The sequence below is a fragment of the Kribbella sp. NPDC000426 genome (assembly GCF_040300265.1).
GTDB lineage: Bacteria > Actinomycetota > Actinomycetes > Propionibacteriales > Kribbellaceae > Kribbella.
Genome location: NZ_JBEPDK010000004.1, coordinates 488,593 through 508,885, shown reverse-complemented (window position 1 = coordinate 508,885; position 20,293 = coordinate 488,593). Strand labels below are relative to the sequence as shown.

21 protein-coding genes are annotated in these 20,293 nt (G+C 68.8%); 16 read left to right on the top strand and 5 right to left on the bottom strand.

Features of this window, described 5'->3' with window-relative positions:
* Window positions 1–174: 174 nt before the first annotated feature.
* Window positions 175–690, bottom strand: a complete 516-nt coding sequence (locus tag ABT313_RS21675) for a DUF2087 domain-containing protein (protein WP_350856533.1) — start codon at window positions 688–690, stop codon at window positions 175–177.
* Between the two features lie 45 nt (window positions 691–735).
* Between ABT313_RS21675 and ABT313_RS21670 the strand changes: the two genes are divergently transcribed.
* From ABT313_RS21670 to ABT313_RS21650, 5 genes are all read left to right on the top strand, one after another.
* On the top strand, window positions 736–1,791 hold the full coding sequence (locus tag ABT313_RS21670) for a P1 family peptidase (protein ID WP_350856530.1): 1,056 nt from the start codon (window positions 736–738) through the stop codon (window positions 1,789–1,791).
* A gap of 108 nt (window positions 1,792–1,899) precedes the next feature.
* Entirely contained in the window at window positions 1,900–2,637 is a 738-nt protein-coding gene (locus tag ABT313_RS21665; protein ID WP_350856527.1) for an ABC transporter ATP-binding protein, read from the top strand.
* Entirely contained in the window at window positions 2,634–4,283 is a 1,650-nt protein-coding gene (locus ABT313_RS21660; protein WP_350856524.1) for an FtsX-like permease family protein, read from the top strand. Before ABT313_RS21665 ends, ABT313_RS21660 begins: the two co-directional genes overlap by 4 nt.
* A gap of 57 nt (window positions 4,284–4,340) precedes the next feature.
* Window positions 4,341–4,952, top strand: a complete 612-nt coding sequence (locus ABT313_RS21655; protein ID WP_350856521.1) for a DUF5998 family protein — start codon at window positions 4,341–4,343, stop codon at window positions 4,950–4,952.
* Between the two features lie 15 nt (window positions 4,953–4,967).
* On the top strand, window positions 4,968–6,092 hold the full coding sequence (locus tag ABT313_RS21650; RefSeq protein WP_350856518.1) for an alkaline phosphatase family protein: 1,125 nt from the start codon (window positions 4,968–4,970) through the stop codon (window positions 6,090–6,092).
* On the opposite strand, the gene ABT313_RS21645 is transcribed toward ABT313_RS21650, so the two are convergent.
* Complete coding sequence (locus ABT313_RS21645) at window positions 6,093–7,736, bottom strand: S8 family peptidase (RefSeq protein ID WP_350856515.1); 1,644 nt, start codon at window positions 7,734–7,736, stop codon at window positions 6,093–6,095.
* Window positions 7,737–7,834: 98 nt separating this feature from the next.
* Here ABT313_RS21645 and ABT313_RS21640 point away from each other — a divergent pair, with 98 nt between their 5' ends.
* Window positions 7,835–8,488: a thymidine kinase gene (locus tag ABT313_RS21640; RefSeq protein ID WP_350856512.1), complete on the top strand. Its 654-nt coding sequence runs from the start codon at window positions 7,835–7,837 to the stop codon at window positions 8,486–8,488.
* Window positions 8,485–9,303 carry a sulfurtransferase gene (locus tag ABT313_RS21635; protein WP_350856509.1) on the top strand — a complete coding sequence of 273 codons (819 nt, stop codon included), beginning with the start codon at window positions 8,485–8,487 and terminating at the stop codon, window positions 9,301–9,303. Before ABT313_RS21640 ends, ABT313_RS21635 begins: the two co-directional genes overlap by 4 nt.
* Here ABT313_RS21635 and ABT313_RS21630 read toward each other — a convergent pair.
* Entirely contained in the window at window positions 9,292–10,215 is a 924-nt protein-coding gene (locus ABT313_RS21630; RefSeq protein WP_350856507.1) for a zinc-binding dehydrogenase, read from the bottom strand. The two genes, ABT313_RS21635 and ABT313_RS21630, sit on opposite strands and share 12 nt — an antisense overlap.
* Window positions 10,216–10,300: 85 nt before the next feature.
* On the opposite strand from ABT313_RS21630, the gene ABT313_RS21625 reads away from it, so the two are divergent.
* Together ABT313_RS21625 and ABT313_RS21620 are read left to right on the top strand one after the other, a co-directional pair.
* Complete coding sequence (locus ABT313_RS21625) at window positions 10,301–10,699, top strand: MarR family winged helix-turn-helix transcriptional regulator (RefSeq protein WP_350856504.1); 399 nt, start codon at window positions 10,301–10,303, stop codon at window positions 10,697–10,699.
* A gap of 70 nt (window positions 10,700–10,769) precedes the next feature.
* Window positions 10,770–11,825, top strand: a complete 1,056-nt coding sequence (locus ABT313_RS21620; RefSeq protein ID WP_350856501.1) for a glycoside hydrolase family 183 protein — start codon at window positions 10,770–10,772, stop codon at window positions 11,823–11,825.
* Here the strand turns inward: ABT313_RS21620 and ABT313_RS21615 are convergent.
* Both ABT313_RS21615 and ABT313_RS21610 read right to left on the bottom strand, forming a co-directional pair.
* On the bottom strand, window positions 11,822–12,286 hold the full coding sequence (locus ABT313_RS21615) for a GNAT family N-acetyltransferase (RefSeq protein WP_350856498.1): 465 nt from the start codon (window positions 12,284–12,286) through the stop codon (window positions 11,822–11,824). The genes ABT313_RS21620 and ABT313_RS21615 overlap by 4 nt on opposite strands.
* 25 nt (window positions 12,287–12,311) lie before the next feature.
* Window positions 12,312–12,683 carry a VOC family protein gene (locus ABT313_RS21610; RefSeq protein WP_350856496.1) on the bottom strand — a complete coding sequence of 124 codons (372 nt, stop codon included), beginning with the start codon at window positions 12,681–12,683 and terminating at the stop codon, window positions 12,312–12,314.
* Between the two features lie 185 nt (window positions 12,684–12,868).
* Here ABT313_RS21610 and ABT313_RS21605 point away from each other — a divergent pair, with 185 nt between their 5' ends.
* From ABT313_RS21605 to ABT313_RS21575, 7 genes are all read left to right on the top strand, one after another.
* Complete coding sequence (locus tag ABT313_RS21605) at window positions 12,869–14,260, top strand: ABC transporter substrate-binding protein (RefSeq protein WP_350856493.1); 1,392 nt, start codon at window positions 12,869–12,871, stop codon at window positions 14,258–14,260.
* Window positions 14,261–14,264: 4 nt separating this feature from the next.
* Window positions 14,265–15,194, top strand: coding sequence for a carbohydrate ABC transporter permease (locus ABT313_RS21600; protein ID WP_350856490.1), 930 nt, complete (start codon window positions 14,265–14,267; stop codon window positions 15,192–15,194).
* Window positions 15,191–16,075, top strand: coding sequence for a carbohydrate ABC transporter permease (locus ABT313_RS21595; RefSeq protein WP_350856487.1), 885 nt, complete (start codon window positions 15,191–15,193; stop codon window positions 16,073–16,075). Before ABT313_RS21600 ends, ABT313_RS21595 begins: the two co-directional genes overlap by 4 nt.
* A gap of 7 nt (window positions 16,076–16,082) precedes the next feature.
* Window positions 16,083–16,958, top strand: coding sequence for an NAD-dependent epimerase/dehydratase family protein (locus ABT313_RS21590; RefSeq protein ID WP_350856485.1), 876 nt, complete (start codon window positions 16,083–16,085; stop codon window positions 16,956–16,958).
* Complete coding sequence (locus ABT313_RS21585) at window positions 16,959–18,224, top strand: enolase C-terminal domain-like protein (protein ID WP_350856482.1); 1,266 nt, start codon at window positions 16,959–16,961, stop codon at window positions 18,222–18,224.
* A gap of 77 nt (window positions 18,225–18,301) precedes the next feature.
* Window positions 18,302–19,567 carry an ROK family transcriptional regulator gene (locus tag ABT313_RS21580; protein ID WP_350856480.1) on the top strand — a complete coding sequence of 422 codons (1,266 nt, stop codon included), beginning with the start codon at window positions 18,302–18,304 and terminating at the stop codon, window positions 19,565–19,567.
* Window positions 19,564–20,121 (top strand): GNAT family N-acetyltransferase, encoded by a 558-nt coding sequence (locus ABT313_RS21575; protein WP_350856477.1) that lies wholly within the window; start codon window positions 19,564–19,566, stop codon window positions 20,119–20,121. Before ABT313_RS21580 ends, ABT313_RS21575 begins: the two co-directional genes overlap by 4 nt.
* Window positions 20,122–20,293: the final 172 nt, after the last annotated feature.

The following is a 20,293-nucleotide window of genomic DNA, read 5'->3' as shown; positions in this document are numbered from 1 at the left end:
CCCTCCCCGCTCTCCCGCGCCCCACCCACCCGCGCCCCGCCCGGCTCGCTCTCGCGCCGCCTCACCACCGCGGGATGGGTTAACCCACGGCGTGGTGGGTTACCGACCCCGGGAACCGGTGGGGAACCCGCAACGGGATGGGTTAACCCATCAAACGGGGCGCGGTTGGGAGGGCTATGGAAGGGGCCGGGTGTAGATGCTGTTCTGGCGGTCGAGCAGGCGCGCGTCGACCAGGCGTCGTCGGAGGGCGGCGTGGTCCGGGTGCCAGCGGTTCAGTAGTTCGTTGACCTCGGTCTCGGGGTAGGACCGCCCGACCTCGAACGTCTGGACGAGGTACTCGAGCACGATCCGGAACTTGTCCGGGAACGTCGGGAAGTGGGTGAGCCGACCGTCGCGGATGAACGACCTGAGCACGTTGTCGCGGGCCGGATCCGGGTCGAGCGGCACGCGCTCCGGGCGGCTCTCCCGAACCGCATCCTTGAACGCGGCCTCGTCCGCGGTGAACCCGTCGCGACTCGCCTCGATCAGCCCGCCCTTGGTCAGCCGCCGCAGTGCCTTCACCACGACCGGCGCGGGCAGTCCGGTGCTCCCGGCAACCTGCTCGGGAGTGGAGGCGCCGAGGACGATCGCGGAGTACGTCCGCAATCTCGACGGTTCGGCCAGCAGACCACAGAGCTGATCGGCGTTCATGCATTTCACGCTAACGATGACCGCAACCCGATTATGATCCGCAGCATGCAGCATGGCCCGCACAACGCGATCACCGATGTCCCCGGAGTCCTTGTCGGCCAGGTGGAGCGCGTGGACGCGCCGTACCTGACCGGTACGACGGTCGTCCACGTGCCGACGACCGCTGTCGCCGGTGTCGACGTCCGCGGCGGAGCGCCCGGCACCCGCGAGACCGATCTGCTTTCGCCGGTGAACTCGAACGGCGGCGTGAACGCGATCGTGCTGACCGGGGGGAGCGCGTTCGGTCTCGACACGGCCGGCAGCGTGATGCGCTGGCTGGAGGAGCGCGGCGAGGGCGTCCGCGTCGGCCAGGGCGAGTACGACGTGGTGCCGATCGTGCCGGCCGCGGTGATCTTCGACCTCGCCCGCGGCGGCGACTTCAAAGCCCGGCCGGAGCCGTCCTGGGGCGCGGACGCGATCGCCGCCGCCACCGACGGACCGGTTGCCCTGGGCAACCACGGCGCGGGGGCCGGAGCCCGGGCCCGCTCGTTGAAGGGCGGCGTCGGGTCGGCCAGCGTCCGGCTCGACGACGGTACGACGGTCGGCGCCCTGGTGATCGTCAACGCGGCCGGCTCCACGGTCGACGCCGACGGCAACCTGTACGGCGCCCGCTTCGGGATCGGCGACGAGTTCGGCCACCTGCGGACGCCGGTCGAGCCGCCGCCACCGGCCGCGCCCGGCCGCAACCTGATCCCGGGCCCGTCGATGAACACCGTCATTGCGGTGCTGGCCACCGACGTACCGCTGGACAAGGCGGCGACGAAGCGGATGGCGATGATCGCGCACGACGGGCTGGCACGGGCGATCGATCCGATCCACACGCTCGTCGACGGCGACAGCATCTTCGCCTTGTCGACCCGGGTCGCCGACGACGACCGGCCCCGGCTGAGCGTCACCGATCCGATGGCGCTCGGGCAGCTCGAGACGCTCTACGCGGCCGGTGCGCGCACGCTGTCGCGGGCCATCGTGCACGCGATGCTGAACGCCGAGTCGGTCGAGACGCCAGGCGGCACGATCCCGAGCTACCGCGACGCGTATCCGTCGGCGTTCCGGACCGACTGATGTACGACTGAGGTCGTACGCCGGCCCGCCGAAAGGCGTCGGAAGGTGACGCCAAGACCGGTCTGCGGGCCGACGATCTCGGGCGCCGTTCGCGGAAGGCTCTGGGCTATGAACTTCCAGAGTCCCCAGTCGCAGGTCGTGCTCTCCGGTCACGGCCTGGTCAAGTACTACGGCAGCGTGGTCGGCCTGGCCGGCGTCGACGTCGCCGTCCGGTCCGGCGAAGCGCTCGCGGTCATGGGCCCGAGCGGCAACGGCAAGACCACCCTGCTGCATGTGCTGGCCGGGATCCTCACCCCGGACCAGGGCGAGGTGTGGCTCGCCGGTGAACGAGTGGACCAGCTGAACGACGCCGCGCGGACGGTACTGCGGCGGCGTCGGCTCGGGTTCGTGTTCCAGGACAACCAGCTGCTGGCCGAGTTGCCCGCGGACGAGAACGTCGCGCTCCCGTTGATGGTGGACGGCCTCAGTCGACGGGACGCGATCGGCCGGGCACGGAACATGCTCGCCCAGGTCGGGCTGGCGGCTGAGGTCGGCCGTCGTCCGGGTGAGCTGTCCGGAGGCCAGGCCCAACGAGTTGCGATCGCCCGTGCTCTGGTCGGCGAACCACAGGTGGTGTTCGCCGACGAACCGACCGGCGCGCTGGACGCGGCCACCGGCTCCCAGGTCATCGACCTCTTGGTCGGAGCTGCCACCTACCGTGGCGCGGCGGTCGTGGTTGTCACACATGACAACGCCGTCGCCGCCCGCTGCCATCGAGCCCTGCACATCGTCGACGGCCGCGTCGGCGATGCACCGGGCGTCGGCCCGCTCCCCGGCGGCCCGCTCGGAAGCGGGGTTGTGCGATGAATCCGATGACGGATCTCGGGCTGCGGTTCGTCCGTCGACCGGGGCCTGGCGGACGGGCCGCCAACATGGCCGCGCTCGGTGCGACCGCGGTGGTCGCATTGCTGGTGACCTTCCTGATCGCAGGTTCACTCGGACTGTCGCACCGGTCGGAGCGCATCGGCTGGCGCAGCGGGGACAAGGCCGACCCGGCTACCGCGATCGGGGCGCTGAATCTTGACGACGACCAGCGCGTCGACGGCCATCGGATGACCGTGCTCGACCTGGCGACTCTCAAGCCCAACCAACTCCCGCCGCCACCCGGCCTCGACCACACTCCGAAGCCGGGCGAGGTCTTCGTCTCGCCCGAGGTCGCCAAACACTGGTCCAGCCTGAGCACGAAGTACGGCGTTGCGCAGCCGACGGGTGTGATCAGCGCGAGGGGCCTGTCCTCGCCGGAGGAGTTCATCGTCATCCACGGTGTCCAAACGATCCCGGCCGACGAGCACCCGCAGTACGTGAGTAGTTGGCACGAGAAGGTCTGGGACAGCCGCATGCTCGGTCTGCTGATCGCAGTGGCCTTCGGCATCACTCTCGTGTTGTTCCCGATCCTCAGCCTCGTCGGCCAGGCAGCCGGTGTCGCAGCCAAGCGCCGCGAACACAGACTGGCTGCGCTCCGCCTCGCTGGGGCCACACGAACGCAGGTCCTCTGGCTGAGCGCAGTGGAACAAGCTGTCCTCGCTCTGGCCGGTGCAGTCATCGGACTGGTCGGCTACACGGTCCTGAGCCCGCTCATCGCCCGCATCCCGCTCGGGGGCGGACGCTGGTACGTCGGTGACATCACCGTCAACTGGTGGACAGTCCTCGTCGTACTGGTCGCAGTACCCGTCCTGTCAGTGGTGAGCGCACTGATCGGCCTGGGCCGTGTCAGCATCACCCCGCTGGGCGTTGTCCGCGGTCAGACTCGCAAGGGCGTCAGCGTGCTGCGCATCGGCCTGCTGGTGATCGGTCCGCTGATCCTGGCCTACTACGGGATGCAGGCTGCCCTCCTGCCCTTGCTGATCGGAGTCGGGTTCGCTGCGCTCGCCGTACGCATCATCGGACCGTTCGCGGTGCAGGTGGTCGGCAAGACGATGGCCAACCTGGCAAACGGACCTGTGACGTTGCTGGCTGGCCGGCGGCTTGTCGACGACCCGAAGGGTGCTTTCCGACCGGTGGCGGCGCTGGTGCTGTCCGGCTTCGTCACTGGGTTCATCTCGGTCTTCATGCCGCCTGGTGACGATGACCCGAGCTTCCACGACATGCGGATCGGTGTGGCGCTCCTGCTCTCGCTGGTCTTCCTGACGGTGGCAGCTTCGACAGCAGCCGGCGCGGTTGGTACTGCGCTTGACCAGGCGGCTCCGGCGCGAGCGCTGCGGCGGTCCGGCGTACCGCTGAAGGTGATTGAGCGGTCTGCTCGGGTAGCGGCGGTCGTGCCGGTGATCGGGGTCGGGCTGCCGGTCGTCGGGTTCGGAGCCCTCTGCGGGCTCGCGCTGAGCGGCGGGAAAGTCATCACGGAGGGCAACTCCGGCGTCCTGCTGCTGATCGGGCAGGTTGTGGCCGGGCTGGTCCTCGTCGCGGTCGCGGGCGCCGCCGGTGCGCCGGTGCTGCGGAAGGCGAGTGCGAACTGAGCGTGGTTGTCCACAAGGGTGGAACGCCCGGACTCGCGATCGTGCAAGGATGAGGGCATGCGTGACCTGAATGCACCGGAGCTCGCGGACGCATCCGCGGACCTGCGCGAGTCGATCGATCGGTGCGGCTACTACCCCGACGTGGTGACGGATTCGCTCGAGGTGGCGATCGCCGGCGAGCCGATCCGGGCCTACGTGCTGCAGCACGAGCCGACGTTCGACCGCGACGAGGTCCGGCGGCACATCACGATCCTGGCGCTGACGCCGAGCCGGCTGATCGTCGGCCACACCGACGAGCACGCCGCCGACGAACTGATCCGCGCGCCGTATGCGTCCACCTCGACCGAGGCGATCCCGCTGCACCGCGTGAACGCCGTGGTCGTGAACCGCGTAGTTCCGAATCCGGCCGGCTACGCCTCCGGCAAGTCCGACCCGGCGGTGGCCGGTGCCGGTGAGGTCGTGCTGACGATCGGCTGGGGCATGGTCAACCGGATCGACCTCGAGCCGGCCGTCTGCGCCGACCCGAACTGCGAGGCCGACCACGGTTACACCGGTTCGGTCGCGGCCGACGACATCTCGCTGCGGATCAGCGCCGCGGCCGACGGCCCGGCCGGGATCCAGCAGGTGCTCGAGTTCGCCAAGGCGCTGTCCTTCGCGACCAGCAGATAGACCGGGGATCGACAAGTGATCGTCCCGGTGTCCCCGCAGTACGGCGGCGGATCGCTCGCCGACGTGCTGCCGTCGGTGGCCGGTGCGCTGTCGGTGCCGGGGGAGACGAATGTCCTCGGCCTGCCCGTCGCCTCGCGGTACGCCGTACTCCTGCTCGACGGCCTGGGGTGGAGGCTGCTCCAGCGGTACGCCGAGGCCGCGCCGTACCTGTCGTCGCTGATCCCGGCCGGCCGGAGCCTGACCGCGGGCGTGCCGTCGACGACCGCGGTGAGCCTGACGAGCCTCGGCACAGGGCTGCCGCCCGGCGCGCACGGCATCGTCGGCTACACGTCGATCGTCCCGGAGACCGGCGACCTGCTGAACGCGCTGGCCTGGGATGCCCCGGTCGACCCGCGACGCTGGCAGCCGCACGGCACGGTGTTCGATCGGGCGGCTGCCGCCGGCGTCGCGACTCGCAACGTGAGCAAGGCGCGGTTCGATTCCTCCGGTCTGACGGCCGCAGCGTTCCGGGGGAGTGCCCACCGCGGAGCTGACACCGTCGAGGACCGGCTGGACGCGACCCGGTTCGCGAGTCGAGAAGGGAAGTCGTCGCTGGTCTACGTGTACGACTCGCAGCTCGACTACATCGGCCATCAGCAGGGCTGCGACTCCTGGCAGTGGCAGAAGGAGCTGTCTGCGGCGGACGACTTCGCCTTACAGGTTCGCTCTGCCCTCCCGCGCGACGCGGTCCTGCTTGTCGTCGCTGACCACGGCATGATCGACGTCGCGCCGGAAAATCGCGTGGACGTCGACCTCGAGCCGGCCCTCACCGACGGCGTCCGCGTCGTCGGCGGCGAGTCCCGCTTCCGCCACTTGTACTGCGTGCCCGGCGCCGAGATCGATGTCATCGCGACCTACACCGAACGGCTCGGTGACAAGGCGCTGGTCCTGTCGCGGGCAGACGCGATAGCCCGCGGCTGGTTCGGCCCGGTCGAGGACCGCGTGTCCCCGCGCCTCGGTGACGTCATCGTCGCGTCGTTGGGTCCAGTGGCGCTCGTCGCATCACGCCGGCACGCTCAAGAGGCGAACCTGATCGGATTGCACGGCTCGCTGACCGCCGACGAGATGGAGATCCCGCTGCTCGTCGACGCCGGCCAGTAGCTAGAAGCTCCAGACGTCCCAGTAGAAGCTGGTCTGCGCGGTCTTCGCTTCGCCGTCGCGGGCGATCACGGTGACCTTGTAGCGCCCCGAGCCGGGCGTCAGGACCCCGGTGATCCAGCCGCGTTCGGGGTCGATCGACAGGCCGGGCGGGAGGCCTGCCGCGGAGTAGCTGATGTCGCCCGAGCCGCCGGTGCCCTTCATCAGCAGCGGGACCGCGGGGACGCCGCCGACACCGAGCTGCTCGCCCGGCTCGGTGATCGCGATCGCGCCCTGCGGCTGCGCCGGCGCGGCGCCGACCGCCTCGGCAGCGTCGACGAGACCCTCGCCGTAGAACGAGTTGTTGGCTGTCGGGCCGACGCATTCGCCGGTCGCACCGGGCGGGCAGGCGAGGTCGTTGGCCTGCTGGGCGAGCCGGGCCCGCACCTGGGCGGTCGTGAGTTTGGGGTCGATGCTCCGGAGCAGGGCCGCGACTCCGGCGACGTGCGGCGACGCCATCGACGTACCCTCGAGGATCTTGTAGCCGCCGCCGGGCACCGTCGAGTAGACGTCCTCGCCCGGCGCGGCGAGGTTGATCTTGTTCACGCCGAAGTTCGAGAACTGCGACTTGAGGCTGGTCGGGTCGACGGAGGCGACGACGATCACGTCAGGCAGCTCGGTCGGCAGGCTGATGCAGTCGTTGGTGACGGTCCGCGGCGCGGCGGTCGAATCGTCCGGGCTGGAGTCGTCGCCGGTCTTGTTCGCGAGGTCGTAGTCCTCGTTGCCCGCGGCGGCCACGTTCACGACGCCCTTGCTGTCGGAGTACGCGACGGCGCGGCGGACGGCCTCGGCGATCGCGTCCTGGTCCTTGTCGCTCGGGCACAGGAACAGCCACGGGTCGACGTAGTAGCTGTTGTTGGTCACCGAGACGCCCTTGTCGGCGGCGAACATGAACGCGCAGACCGTGTTCTCGGGGAAGAACAGCTGGTTGCCGGCCTCGGCGATCCGGATCGACGACACCTTCACGCCGGGCGCGACGCCGATCATGCCGACGCCGTTCTTCGCGCCCGCGATCGTGCCGGCGACGTGGGTGCCGTGCTCGCCGACCGGACGCCACGCGCCTGGCCGGGTGTCGACCTTGCCGTACGCGCAGGACGCCGACTTCGACGCGTCGAAGTTCGCCTTCAGATCCGGGTGCTGGTCGTCCACGCCGGTGTCGAGCACGCCGACCGTGACGCTCTTCGAGCCCAGGTTCTTCTGCCAGGCCCGGTCGGCCCCGATCTGCGTCATGTCGGCGCGATCCGTCTCCGGCGCGGTCGTCGCGGTCTCCGGGACCGCGGACGGGATCGCCGGGTTGTCGACATCGGCCGGGAGGTCCGTCGTACGCGTCGCTCCGGCCTTCTGCACACCGTCGACGTCGCGCATCTTCGTGACGAAGTCGGGCGCGGTCGAGTGCGCCACGATCACCCCGATCGTGTCGTACGTCGCGTAGACCGTGCCGCCGTTCTGCGTGACGGCGCCGGTGACCTTTCCGGTCTGGTTCGGTGCGGTGATCACGAAGTACGCACGCAGCCCCGCCTCGGCCCGGACCGGCGTCGCACTGGCCGGCAGAGCGGCGGTTGCGACCGTGAGGAAGGCCGCGAGGATGACAAGCAGAGCTTTGCGCACGATCCATTCAAACCGCACTGGGGCTCAGAACCAAAGCCGCACCCGACGACACACCCCGACGTGCGGTGCGGACCATTGACTTGGCAGGATGATCGCCCGTGGCTGAGCTCCTCTATTTCACCGGGACCATGGACTGTGGCAAGTCGACACTGGCCCTCCAGATGGATCACAACCACAAGGCGCGAGGACGGCTCGGCCGGATCTTCACCAGCCACGACCGCGCCGGGGACTCGGTGCTCTCGTCCCGGCTCGGCCTGTCCGCGGAGGCGGTCGAGGTGCGGCCCGAGTTCGACTTCTGGGAGTACGTCGTCAGCGAGCTCACCCAGGGCGGACGGATCGACTACGCGGTGTGCGACGAGGCGCAGTTCTACAGCGCGCTGCAGATCGAGCAGCTGGCGCGGCTGGTCGACGAGCTGCAGATCGACGTGTTCTGCTTCGGGATCCTGACCGACTTCCGGGCGACCTTGTTCCCGGGCTCGGCCCGGCTGGTCGAGCTCGCCGACCGGATGGAACTGCTCCAGGTCGAGGCGTTGTGCTGGTGCGGTGAACGGGCCACGCACAACGCCCGTACGATCGGTGGGGAGATGGTGACCGAGGGCGAGCAGCTGGTGGTGGGTGACATGGTGACCCGCGACCTCGAGCCGGCCTACGAGGTGCTGTGCCGCCGGCACCACCGCCGCCGACTCACCCAGGCCCGCGCCCGCGCCACCTTGTCCCCAGAGGTCCTGCCGTTCGGAGGAGCTGCTTCATGAGCCCGTTGATCACCGTCGACGACTTGCGCGCGCTGTCGCCCGTGCTGGTGGACGTGACGTGGAACCTCGCCGGTCCGCCCGGCAAGGAGGCGTACGACGCCGGCCACCTGCCCGGCGCGTACTTCGTCGACCTCGACACCGAGCTCGCCGGACCGCCCGGCCCCGGCCGCCACCCGTTGCCCGACGCAACCACCGTCACCGCGACGTTCCGGCGCCTCGGCATCACCTCGGCCGACACCCCGGTCGTCGTGTACGACGCCGCCAACTCCATGTCGGCCGCCCGCGCGTGGTGGATCTTCCGCTACTTCGGGCTGACCGACGTACGCGTCCTCGACGGCGGACTCGCCGCCTGGCGGGCCGCCGGGGGAGAGGTGGCGGTGGAAGCGCCCGCCGACGGCGCCGGCACGTTCACCGCAACTCCCGGCCACCTGCCCGTCCTCGACGCCGACGGTGCCGCCGAGGTCGCCGCGAAGGGCGTACTGCTGGACGCCCGCGCTCCGGAACGCTTCGCCGGTGAGGTCGAGCCCATGGACCCGGTCGCCGGTCACATCCCCGGCGCCACGAACGCTCCGACGACCGCGAACGTCGACGAGACCGGCCGCTTCCTCCCTGCCGCCGACCTCCGCGCCCGCTTCGAGAAGCTCGGCGTCACCACCGACGGCGACACCGCCGTCTACTGCGGCTCCGGCGTTACCGCCGCCCACGAAGCCCTGGCTCTTGAAACCGCCGGTCTAGCGTCGAAGGTCTACATCGGCTCCTGGTCCGAGTGGATCACCGACCCGACCCGCCCGGTGGCCACCGGCTCAGGGGACTAGTACGACGCGTTCGCCGGGCGCAGCCTGCGCGGTCCACGCCTGCTGTACGTCGGCGAGCGGGACCGCACGCGGGTTGATCGCCAGCCTGCCGGACGTGATGAGGGCCGCCAGCTCCGGCAGCTCGCCGAGGATGTCGCGGCCGGAGACCGAGCCCTGGCCGCTGCCGATGATGGTGAGGGCTGCCGCCCGGAGCAGGTACGACGGGAGCGTCAGCTCGCGCGCGGCCATCGAGCCGATCTGGATCCAGGTCAGCGGCTGGGCCCGGTCGGAGCGCGCGTGGAGGATGGCCGACATCGCCTGCTCGGTCGGCTCTCCCCAGAGGTAGTCGAGAACTACGTCGACGTCTGCGGCTGTCTCGGCGACAGCGTCGAGCGTGACCGCTTCATCGGCGCCCAGCGTCGTGAGCAGCTTCAACCGTTCGGAATCCCGGCCGGCGCCGATCACCTTGGCCGCACCCAGGTGTTCGGCGATCTGTACGGCGAGTTGTCCCGCGTTGCCGGTCGCGCCGAGGACGAGCACGGACCCGCCGTGGAAGTTCGCGCGTCGCCGGAGTGCGATCCATGACGACATCGCCGGATTCATCCCGGCCGCGACCGCCACCGGGTCGGTGCCCGCAGGCAGGACGACGGCGCGCCGGCGATCCACGGCCGCCCGCTCCGCCATCGTGCCGACCGCGTTGTCATCGGCAACGAAGTACAGGAGCTCGCCGTCGGCCGTCCGGGCGACGCCGTCGATCCCGGGGACCATCGGCAGCCCGCCCTCCGACGTGTAGTGCGTCCCGTTGGCGGCCGATCGCACGCGCGGATGGAGGCCGGCGGCAACGACGGTCTCGACCGCATCGGGCCCGGCGGGTTCGGGGAACACGTCGTACGTCGGCGGCTGGTCGAACGACCGCACCACGGCTGCGTACATCAAGCACCTCACAAAGTAGTTTGTCTCGCGTACTACTTGGCGACGATAGTTTGCGCCACGTACTACGTCAACTAGACTCCGGCGCATGAACACCGTGGACGCCCTCGTGCAGCTGTCGTTCCAGGTCCAGCGGATCCTCGCCGCGGTGGGCGCCGAGCACGACCTGTCGATCATCCAGATCCGGCTGCTCGGCATCCTCCGCGACCGGGAGCCCGGCATGCTCGAGCTGGGCCGGCACCTCGGGCTCGACAAGTCTTCGATCACCGGGCTGGTCTCACGCGCGGAGAAGCGCGGCCTGGTCCGGCGCACCCCGTCGCCGCACGACGGTCGCGGCGTACTCGTGGCCCTGACGCCGGCCGGTCGCCGCCTGGCCGAACAGGGCGAAATGCAGATCACCCGCCGGATCACGGAGCTGACCAAGGCGCTGAATGCGACCCAGCGCAAGCAGTTCACCCAGCTGGCGTCCGTGCTGGTCAACCCTTGACAGAGAAGCGCTGCTGCTGGAGAGTCAGAAATCGATTTCCCGTCCTTCCAACCGCCCCTGGGAGATAGCGATGATGAAGCGATCGACGTTCCTCCGTGCTGCACTCGGCGCCGGCGTGCTGGCCGCCGTACCGTCCAGAGCGTTCTCCGGCAGCCAGGCCGTGCTGACGAACAAGGTGGCCGATCTGACCGGGCCGGGTCTGACCGACCGGTTCCGGATGGCGGCCACCGATCTCGGCATTCCGGCGCGGACGCCGGACGGGCGGTTGCTGTTCATGTTCGGCGACACGTTCGAGCAGCCGACGGTCGGCGGGGGATGGTGGCGGTCGCCGGTCGCGTTGTGGTCCACGACGACGGACCTGAACGGCGGGGTGCAGTGGTCGGGCGCGGTCGGGGGAGATGCGGCACAGCAGTTGTGGGACTACCCGCACGACAACCCGACGTTCTCGACCGTGCTGCCGTCGGATGTGATCACGATCGGCGGGTCGATGTACCTGCACGCGATGGTGAACAAAGGGCTGGGCAACGTGGTGTGGACCGAGATCTGGCGGTCGGACAACTCGGGTGCGAGCTGGTACCACACCGGCGCGAAGTTCGACCCGAACATCGACGGCGGACTGTTCCAGCTGCTCACCTGGGGGCTCGGGAACGACGGGTACGTGTACGTCTACTCGACCGGTTTCCAGCGTGACAAGCCGATCATCCTGAAGCGTGTCCGCGCCGAGCAGATCGCGAACCCGGCGGCGTACGAGCCCTGGGGGTACCGCGACGGGGTGTGGGCGTGGGGCAACCCGGCGACGCCGATCCTGACCGGGAGCTTCGGCGAGATGAGCCTGCGTCCGCTCGGCGGCAAGTGGGTGCTGACCTGGTTCAACGCCGGCGACTACCGCATCGACGGCATGATCATGGACACACCGACGTCGAACCTCTACACGGCGTACCGCCAGACCCTCATCTACGGCGGCAACTGGGGCTCCGAGGACGACAACCACGTGGCGCAGTTGTACGGCGGGTACGTCATCCCCGGATCCACGTTGTCGGACCTGCATCTGTCGGTGAGCCAGTGGAACACCGCCAACGGCTGGCCGTACCGCGTGATGCAGTTCCGCGTCCGCGGTTTCGGCTAGAGGTCGAGCACCATGGTGTCCGACGTCCCGACCACGCCGACCTTCAGGAACCCGAGCGACTCGTAGAGCGTGCGCGCCGGGTTGTCCGGATCAACACTCAACGACAGCCGCTTGTACGACGCCGCGCGGGCCTGCGCGATCAGCTCCGACAGCACGGCCCGCGCCACGCCCTGCCGCCGATGCGCGGGGGAGACCCCCAGGGTGAGCTCGGGTACGTCGTCCGCGACGTACCCGTACCCCCGCACCAACCGGGCCCAAGCAGCCCCGGCCGGCACGCCGTCCGCCTCGGCGACCACACCGAAGTCCGTCGCGCGTGGCCAGTCGGCGAGATACCGCCAGGCGTTCTCGTCCGCCCGCACCTTCACCTCGTCGTACCAAGGCGTCCCGTCCCAGTTGCACGCCTCGAGCAACATCTCGATCAGAAACGGGAGGTCAGCGGCAGTCGCCGGTCGCAGTTCCATGCCCCCATCCTCGCCTGCGCCGGTTTCACTGCGGGCCGGCTACGCCGATCAGATTGCCCTCGGGGTCGGTGAACTGCCCGACAACGAGCTTCCCCGGCACGCCGTCGGGTCCCAGCACCCGGCGGCCGCCGAGCTGCTCTGCTCGGTCGAGCGCGGCGCCGACGTCGTCCACGCCGACATAGAACAGGACCTTCGCCCGCAGCGACGCGCCGCCGCCGACACCTCCGTTCATCCCGGCGACGGACGCCTCGACGAACCCGTACTCGCCCGCCTCGGACACCTCCGCGGACACGGTGTCGCCGACGGCGTAGGTCCAGCCGAAGAGGTTCCCGTAGTACTCCCGGAGCCGCTGCGGCGAGGTGCCGATGATCTCGAAGTGAACTACCTGGTCAGCCATGTGTTCCTCCTTCTCGCCAGGTACGTCGGTGCCAGTTGCGCGACCTCGACATGTTGCGCAAGCGTTATCGCAAAACAGTTGGTCTAGGCCTTGAGTTAGTAACACGCTTGGTTTAACTTACTCGGGACCTGGCCGGTGTGTGGCTCAGAGCACATCGGCGGCATCCGGAAACCTGAGGAGTTCCGATGACGAGTGTGAGCAGGTGGGGCCGGTACGGGACCGCCCTTGGGGTTGCTGGGCTGTTGCTCGCGGCCGGTTGTGCGAAGGCGACGACGCCGTCCGCGTCCGGAGGCGCGGGTGGTGACGTCGACCAGAACGCGCCGGTGACGATCACGATCGGCGACCGCCCGACGCCGGACAAGCCGAACGACTTGAAGGCCTTCAACCAGAAGGTCAAGGACTTCACGGCGAAGAACCCGAACATCACCGTGAAGACGACCGAGACCAGCTGGCAGGCCCAGACGTTCCAGGCCCAGGTGGCCGGTGGCACGTTGCCGACGGTGATGAGCATCAGCTTCACCGAACCGGCCAACATGATCCCGAACAAGCAGCTCGCCGACATCACCGACGAGCTGAAGACGGTCGACCTGACCAAGGATCTGAACCCGAACGTCCTGAAGATCGTCCAGGACGACAAGGGCCGCATCTACGGTGTCCCGACCGACGTGTTCTCGGTCGGCCTGGCCTACAACCGCAAGCTGTTCACGCAGGCCGGCCTGGATCCGGACAAGCCGCCGACGACCTGGGACGAGGTTCGGCAGGACGCCAAGCAGATCGCGGAGAAGACCGGCAAGGCGGGCTACGCCCAGCTGACCACCAACAACACCGGTGGCTGGATGCTGACCACGATGACCTACAGCATGGGCGGCACGGTCGAGAGCGCGGACGGCAAGAAGAGCACGTTCAACGATACCCCGACCAAGAAGGCGCTGCAGCTGCTGAAGGACATGCGCTGGACCGACAACTCGATGGGCTCGCGATTCCTCTACAACCAGGAGGAGGTCCGGCAGGACTTCGCGGCGGGCAAGATCGGCATGGTCCTGCAGGCGCCGGACGCCTACGACATGAGCGTGAAGCAGTTCGGCATGAAGCCGGCCGACTTCGGCGAGGCCGCACTGCCGCAGGACGGCGGCCCGTACGGCACGCTGACCGGCGGCTCGCTGAAGATGATCAGCCCGAAGGCGACCAAGAACGAGATCGTCGCGGCGCTGAAGTGGATCAAGTTCGACCAGTTCGACAAGTACACCTCCGAAGCGGTCGCCGTGCAGGACGCGAAGACCACGATCGCGGACAAGGGCTTCGTCGGCCGGCCCGGCATCAGCCCGCTGAGCCAGGAGACCTACGACCAGTACAACAAGTGGCGTGAGCCGTACGTGAACGTCCCGGTCAAGCAGTTCCAGGGCTACATCGACTCGACCACGTCGCTCAAGCTGCTGCCCGAGCCGTCGAACAAGGGCCAGGAGGTCTACTCGCTGCTCGACCCGGTGGTCCAGCAGGTGCTGACCAAGAAGGACGCGGACATCGACAAGCTGTTGAGCGACACCGCCTCGAAGATCGACGCACGCCTGGCGCGGTAAGCCCATGTTCCAGCAGAGAACAGATGATAAGTCGAGCCGGAGCGGTGCTCATTCTTGGGCCACCTGGTACCGCTCCGGCGGGCTCAGCAGCATCTTCTTCGGCCTGCCCCTGGTCCTGATCTTCCTGTACTTCTCCTGGGGCCCGATCGTCCGCGGACTGGTGCTCAGCTTCCAGAAGAACAACCTGGTCACGCCCGCGGAGTGGGTCGGCTGGTCGAACTTCAGCTACGTGCTGACCGACCCGCAGCTCCCGCAGGCGGCGCTCAACACGCTGTACTTCGCGTTGCTGGCGCTGATCTTCGGATTCCCGGTGCCGCTGTTCCTCGCCGTCTTCATCAGCGAGCTCCGCAAGACCGGCTGGCTGTACAACGTGCTGTCGTACCTGCCGGCCGTCGTACCGCCGGTGGCCGCGATCCTGCTGTGGACGTTCTTCTACGACCCCAGCGGCGCGGGTGTCTTCAACTCGATCCTCGGCTGGTTCGGGATCGGCCCGTTCGCCTGGCTGAACTCGCAGACCCTGGCGATGCCCGCGATCGTGCTCGAGGCGACCTGGGCCGGCGCGGGCGCCACCTCGATCATCTACCTGGCGGCGCTGACCGGCGTACGCACGGAGTTGTACGAGGCGGCCGAGCTCGACGGCGCCGGGATCTGGAGCCGGGTCTGGCACGTCACGTTGCCGCAGATTCGCGGAATCATCCTGATCATGATGCTGCTGCAGCTGATCGGGACGTTCCAGGTGTTCACCGAGCCGTTCCTGTTCACCGGCGGCGGCCCGAACAACGCCACGATGACGGTGCTGCTGCTGATCTACCGGTACGCGTTCGTCAACGGTGACTTCGGCGCCGCGACGGCGCTCAGCGTGCTGCTCGCCGGAGTGCTCTGCGCACTGTCGGTCGTCTACCACTTCGTCACCCGCCGCTGGAGTACGACATGAGCATGACCGAGCGCGGAATCATCTCCACCGCCGACCGGCAGCGCGGCATCATCCGCTACGGCCTGCCGGCGATCCAGGTGCTGATCTTCATCGCCGTCGCGATCGCCGGCGTCGGGCCGCTGCTGTGGCTGCTGAAGTCCGGTGTCTCCACCAGCCAGGACATCCTCAGCGGCCCGATGCAGATGTGGCCGTCGGGCATCCAGCTGAAGAACATCCCGGACGCCTGGAACCGCGTGCAGATCGGCGCGTATCTGGGCAACACGGCATTCATCGCGATCGGCTCGATGATCGCGACGCTGTTCGTGTGTACGACGGGAGCGTTCGTCCTGAGCATCCTCCGTCCGAAGTGGGGCCCGGTCGTCACCGGCGCCGTGCTCGCGACGCTGTTCCTGCCCGGTGTCATCTCACTGGTGCCGCTCTACATGACCGTCCTGGACATGCCGCTGCTGCACATCAGCCTGCAGAACACCTTCTGGGCGGTCTGGCTCCCGTCGGCGGCCAGCGCGTTCAACGTCCTGATCATGAAGCGGTACTTCGACTCGATCCCGCGCGAGCTGATCGAGGCGGCCCGGATCGACGGCGCGAGCAACCTGCGGCTGTTCACGGCGCTGATCCTGCCGCTGTCCAAGCCGATCGTCGGCGTGGTCGCGCTGCTGACGGTGATCGGCTCGTGGAAGGAGTACCTCTGGCCGCTGCTGGTGTTGCCCGACCCGACCCTGCAGCCGATCTCGGTCGCCCTGCCGCGTGTGCAGAAGACCACAGAGATCTCCCTGCAGATGAGCGCGCTGTTCCTCGCGGTTCTGATACCTGTGGTGCTGTTCTTGTTGTTCCAGAAACAGTTCCTGCGCGGCGTAGGAATGGCGGGAGGAATCAAAGAGTGAGGCCAGAGTGAGTGAACTGAACGGCCGGCGCGTGCTGGTCACGGGGGCCGCCGGCCGGATCGGGCTGGTCACGGTCGAGCGCCTGAACGACCTGGGTGCCAAGGTGACCGCCCTGTCGAACGTCGAGCACCCGGACCTGAAAGCGGACCGGGTGCTGATCGGCGACACCCGTTCCGAGACCGATGTCGCCCGGGCGCTGGAGGGTGCGGAGTACGTCGTCCACCTGGCGGCGCTCCCGCATCCGTCCGCGGGCACGCCGTACGACGTGTACTCGATCAACGTGGTGTCGACGTTCAACGTGCTCGCGCAGGCCGGCGCGCTCGGCATCGACCGGGCGGTGATCGCGAGCAGCATCAACGCGACCGGCGTCCCGTTCAACCCGCACGAGATCCGCCAGCCGTACTTCCCGTGGGACGAGAAGGCCCCGACCGACGTCGCCGACTGGTACTCGCTGTCCAAGCAGAACGACGAGAACACCGCGCGGATGGCGTGGCGCCGGTGGGGCATCGACGTGGTCTCGTTCCGGTTCCCGCATGTGAACTCGCCGGACGTGCTCGAGCGGATGGCGGAGAATGTCCGGGTGAAACCGGGCAGCGGACTGCGGGAGGCGTGGAGCTACCTGGACACCCGGGACTCGGCGTACGCCGTGGAGCTCGGGCTGACCGCGCCGTTGACGGGAGCCCACACGTTCTTCGTCGCCGCCGACACCACCATCGCGCCGTACGCGACCGAGGACCTGCTCGACGCATACGCCGCGGACGTGCCGCGCTCGCGGCGGTTCATCGGCCGCGAGGTGCCGATCGACCTGACCGCCGTCCGGACCGTGCTCGGCTTCCAGGCCAAGCACGAACTAGACCTACCCACCCTTTCTCTGGAGTCCTGAATGGCCCAGCAAACACCGACCACCTTCGACCAGCCGTGGCCCGTCCGCGACGACCTCCGGATCCGCGAGGTGAAGGCGATCGTCACGGCGCCGCAAGGCATCCCGCTGGTGGTCGTGAAGATCGAGACCACCGAACCCGGCCTGTACGGGCTGGGCTGCGCTACGTTCACCCAGCGGTGGAAGGCGGTGCAGACGTTCGTCGACGAGCACTTGTCCCGGCTGCTCGTCGGCCGCTACCCGGGTGACATCGGCGACCTGACCCGCCTGGCCGGGTACTCCGGTTACTGGCGCGGCGGACCGGTCACCAACAACGCGATCTCCGGGATCGACCAGGCGCTGTGGGACATCGCCGGCAAGCGCGCCGGGATGCCGGTGTACGAGCTGCTCGGCGGCAAGGTCCGGGCCGCGGCGGACACGTACATCCATGCCAGCGGCAAGACGATCGAGGACACGATCGAGCACGCGCAGAAGCTGATCGCGCAGGGCTGGCGCCACATCCGGCTGCAGATGTCCACGCCGGGCGGCGGCGGGTACGGCGCTCCGCGGGTGCCGACGCTGTACCCGGACGCGCCGTACCACAACGGCTGGTCGGCGCGGGACTACCTGCGGACGACGCCCGAGCTGTTCGCCGAGGCGCGGCACGCGCTGCCGGACAACATCGAACTGCTGCACGACGTCCATTCGCGGCTGACGCCGAAAGAAGCGGTGCTGCTGGCCCGGTCGCTGGAGCCGCACCGGTTGTTCTTCCTCGAGGACGTGCTCGCGCCGGAGCTGTGGGACCGGCTGCCCGAGGTCCGGGCGGCGTCGCCGGTGCCGCTGGCCGTGGGCGAGCTGACGACGTCGTTCGGCGACGCGGTCCGGTTGATCCGGGACGGCGGTGTCGACTTCATCCGATCGCACGTTTCCGACATCGGCGGTCTGACCCCGGCCCGCAAGCTCGCCGACCTGGCCGAGATCTCCGGCGTCCGGACGGCGTGGCACGGGCCGGGCGACACCTCGCCGATCGGGGCCGCGGCGAACGTCGCGCTCGACGTGAGTTCTGTTGCCTTCGGCATCCAAGAGGGCCACATCTACGACGACGCCGTGCACGAGGTGTTCCCGGGGACACTGCGGATCGAGGACGGCTGGCTGCGGCCGAACGAGGCACCGGGCTGGGGCATCGACATCGATCTCGAGGCGGCGGCTCGTTATCCCGCGCAACTGTCCGGACACGACGAGTGGGCAGCCGGGGTACGACGGATCGACGGAGCGCTCGAAGCGCCGTAGGAAGCCTGACAAGCACTGTAAACACGCACAGTGGGCAGTACGATCGCGGCTACTCGAGGTGAGACGGGGAGGTGGAGATGAACGAATCGGTCGACGGCCTGGCCGACGTGGTTCGCGCGGGCGCGAACCAGTACGACCTGGGCTCGTTCAACGAGGCGGTGATCATCGAGACGATCCGGCTGGCCGGCATCATCAGCCGGACCGAGATCTCCCGCCGGACCGGTCTCACCCAGCAGTCGGTGTCGCGGATCCTGCGCATCCTCCTCCAGCAGGGCCTGCTGGTCGAGGAGGCGCAGGAGCGCGCCGAACGCCTCGGGAAGCCGCGTACGCCGGTGCGGATGCGGTCGAACGCCGCGCATGCGGTCGGCATCCACATCGACCCGGAGCTGCTGACGGTCGCGGTCGTGGACCTCGACGGCCGGATCGTCCGGCGCGAGACCGTCGATCTGGCGGACGGTCTCGAAGCGGGCAAGTTGATCGATCTCACCGCGGCCACGGTCACGGCGGCGTTGAGCATCAGCCAGGTCGATCCTGCGTCGATGCTCGGCGTCGGTGTCGCCGTACCGGGGCCGATCGACACGGACGGTTCCCTGCTCGCGCTTCCGCTGCAGCCTGCTTGGCGCGGGCTGAAGATCCGGAAGCTGCTGCAGGAGCGGCTCAATCACCCGGTGCTGGTGGAGAAGGACGGGACGGCGGCCGCGATCGGCGAGCGCTGGATCGGACGGTCCGCGCGGGCTCGGGACTTCGCGTATCTGTATCTCGGTACGGGCGTCGGCAGCGGGTTGATCCTGAACGGGTCGATCTATCGCGGTGGGTCGGCGAACGCGGGTGAGTTCGGGCAGATCGCGGCGTTGCGGATGGGGGAGTGGGACCCGGTGGACGGGCCGCGGATGGTGCCCGAGTGCAACCCGACGGCGTCGTTGCCTTTGATCGCCGCGGAGTTCGGGTACGTCGAGAGCGATCCGGGCGCGACCGACGAGGCCAAGCGGTACAAGGCGGTGTGCAAGGCAGCAGCGGACGGTGATGCGGCCGCGGTGCAGGCGGTGACGCAGGTGGCGCGGGTCGTCGGGCAGGGCGCGGTCGGGCTGGTGGATCTGCTCGACATCGATCTCGTGGTGCTCGGCGGGCCGGCGTACATGAAGGAGATCTCGGAGATCTTCCTGACCGAGATCGGGCGGGCGGTGAACGCGCATCCGGTGGCTCGGGAGACGCGTCCGGTCGCCGTCGAGGAGTCGATGTTGCAGACCGACGCGGCCGCGGTCGGGGCGGCGTCGACGATCTTCCACGACGCCTTCACCCCTCGCGTGTCGGGCTCCAGCCAGGCACGTAGGCTGCCGAAGTGATCGAAGCCCGCTCGCTGACTCCCGACGTACAACTGCGCATCGCGACCCTCGACGACGCTCCCGCACTGGCCGATGCGCAGGTCCGCAGCCGCGAGCATCTGCGGCCGTGGGAGCCGGTGCGCACCGAGAAGTGGTTCACCACCGCGGGCCAGGTCGAGCGGATGACGTACCAGCTGGAGCGTTACAAGAACGGCCTGGTCGTGCCGTGGGTCCTCGCCTCCGGTGATCGGATCGTCGGTGCGATCACCTTGAGCGACCTCGTCCCGGGCCCCTTCCGCAGCGCCGCCCTCGGCTACTGGCTCGCCGTGGACGCCGTCGGCCGGGGCTTGGCCACGCGAGCCGTGGAAGCTGTCGCCGAGATCGCCGACACAGAACTCAAACTCCACCGCATCGAGGCCAGCACCCTAACCGCCAACACCGCCTCCCAGCGCGTGCTGTCCCGCACCGGCTTCCACCAGATCGGCATGGCCCCCACCTACCTACACATCAACGGCCACTGGCAAGACTGCAACCTCTACCAAAGAATCCTCAACACCCGAGAACCAGGCGCCTAACAGCACGCGAGCCCAGCGCCTAGCGGCGCAGGGCTCGCGGAAGATATTGCAGCAACCGCTCCGAGTGCAGGCAGGTGCCCGGGAGACGCCCGAAAGCCGCTTCGTGAGCTGCCTCGTCCAGTGGCCCGCTCGGCTTCCTGCAGTGCCTCGCACATGCAGGGAAGTTGCTCAC

Coding starts and splice junctions, on each gene's coding strand:
- ABT313_RS21660 (WP_350856524.1), top strand. CDS start 2,634: ATGAATCCGATGACGGATCTCGGGCTGCGGTTCGTCCGTCGACCGGGG.
- ABT313_RS21670 (WP_350856530.1), top strand. CDS start 736: ATGCAGCATGGCCCGCACAACGCGATCACCGATGTCCCCGGAGTCCTT.
- ABT313_RS21655 (WP_350856521.1), top strand. CDS start 4,341: ATGCGTGACCTGAATGCACCGGAGCTCGCGGACGCATCCGCGGACCTG.
- ABT313_RS21630 (WP_350856507.1), bottom strand. CDS start 10,215: ATGTACGCAGCCGTGGTGCGGTCGTTCGACCAGCCGCCGACGTACGAC.
- ABT313_RS21620 (WP_350856501.1), top strand. CDS start 10,770: ATGATGAAGCGATCGACGTTCCTCCGTGCTGCACTCGGCGCCGGCGTG.
- ABT313_RS21585 (WP_350856482.1), top strand. CDS start 16,959: ATGGCCCAGCAAACACCGACCACCTTCGACCAGCCGTGGCCCGTCCGC.
- ABT313_RS21615 (WP_350856498.1), bottom strand. CDS start 12,286: ATGGAACTGCGACCGGCGACTGCCGCTGACCTCCCGTTTCTGATCGAG.
- ABT313_RS21595 (WP_350856487.1), top strand. CDS start 15,191: ATGAGCATGACCGAGCGCGGAATCATCTCCACCGCCGACCGGCAGCGC.
- ABT313_RS21580 (WP_350856480.1), top strand. CDS start 18,302: ATGAACGAATCGGTCGACGGCCTGGCCGACGTGGTTCGCGCGGGCGCG.
- ABT313_RS21610 (WP_350856496.1), bottom strand. CDS start 12,683: ATGGCTGACCAGGTAGTTCACTTCGAGATCATCGGCACCTCGCCGCAG.
- ABT313_RS21625 (WP_350856504.1), top strand. CDS start 10,301: ATGAACACCGTGGACGCCCTCGTGCAGCTGTCGTTCCAGGTCCAGCGG.
- ABT313_RS21635 (WP_350856509.1), top strand. CDS start 8,485: ATGAGCCCGTTGATCACCGTCGACGACTTGCGCGCGCTGTCGCCCGTG.
- ABT313_RS21675 (WP_350856533.1), bottom strand. CDS start 690: ATGAACGCCGATCAGCTCTGTGGTCTGCTGGCCGAACCGTCGAGATTG.
- ABT313_RS21605 (WP_350856493.1), top strand. CDS start 12,869: ATGACGAGTGTGAGCAGGTGGGGCCGGTACGGGACCGCCCTTGGGGTT.
- ABT313_RS21600 (WP_350856490.1), top strand. CDS start 14,265: ATGTTCCAGCAGAGAACAGATGATAAGTCGAGCCGGAGCGGTGCTCAT.
- ABT313_RS21665 (WP_350856527.1), top strand. CDS start 1,900: ATGAACTTCCAGAGTCCCCAGTCGCAGGTCGTGCTCTCCGGTCACGGC.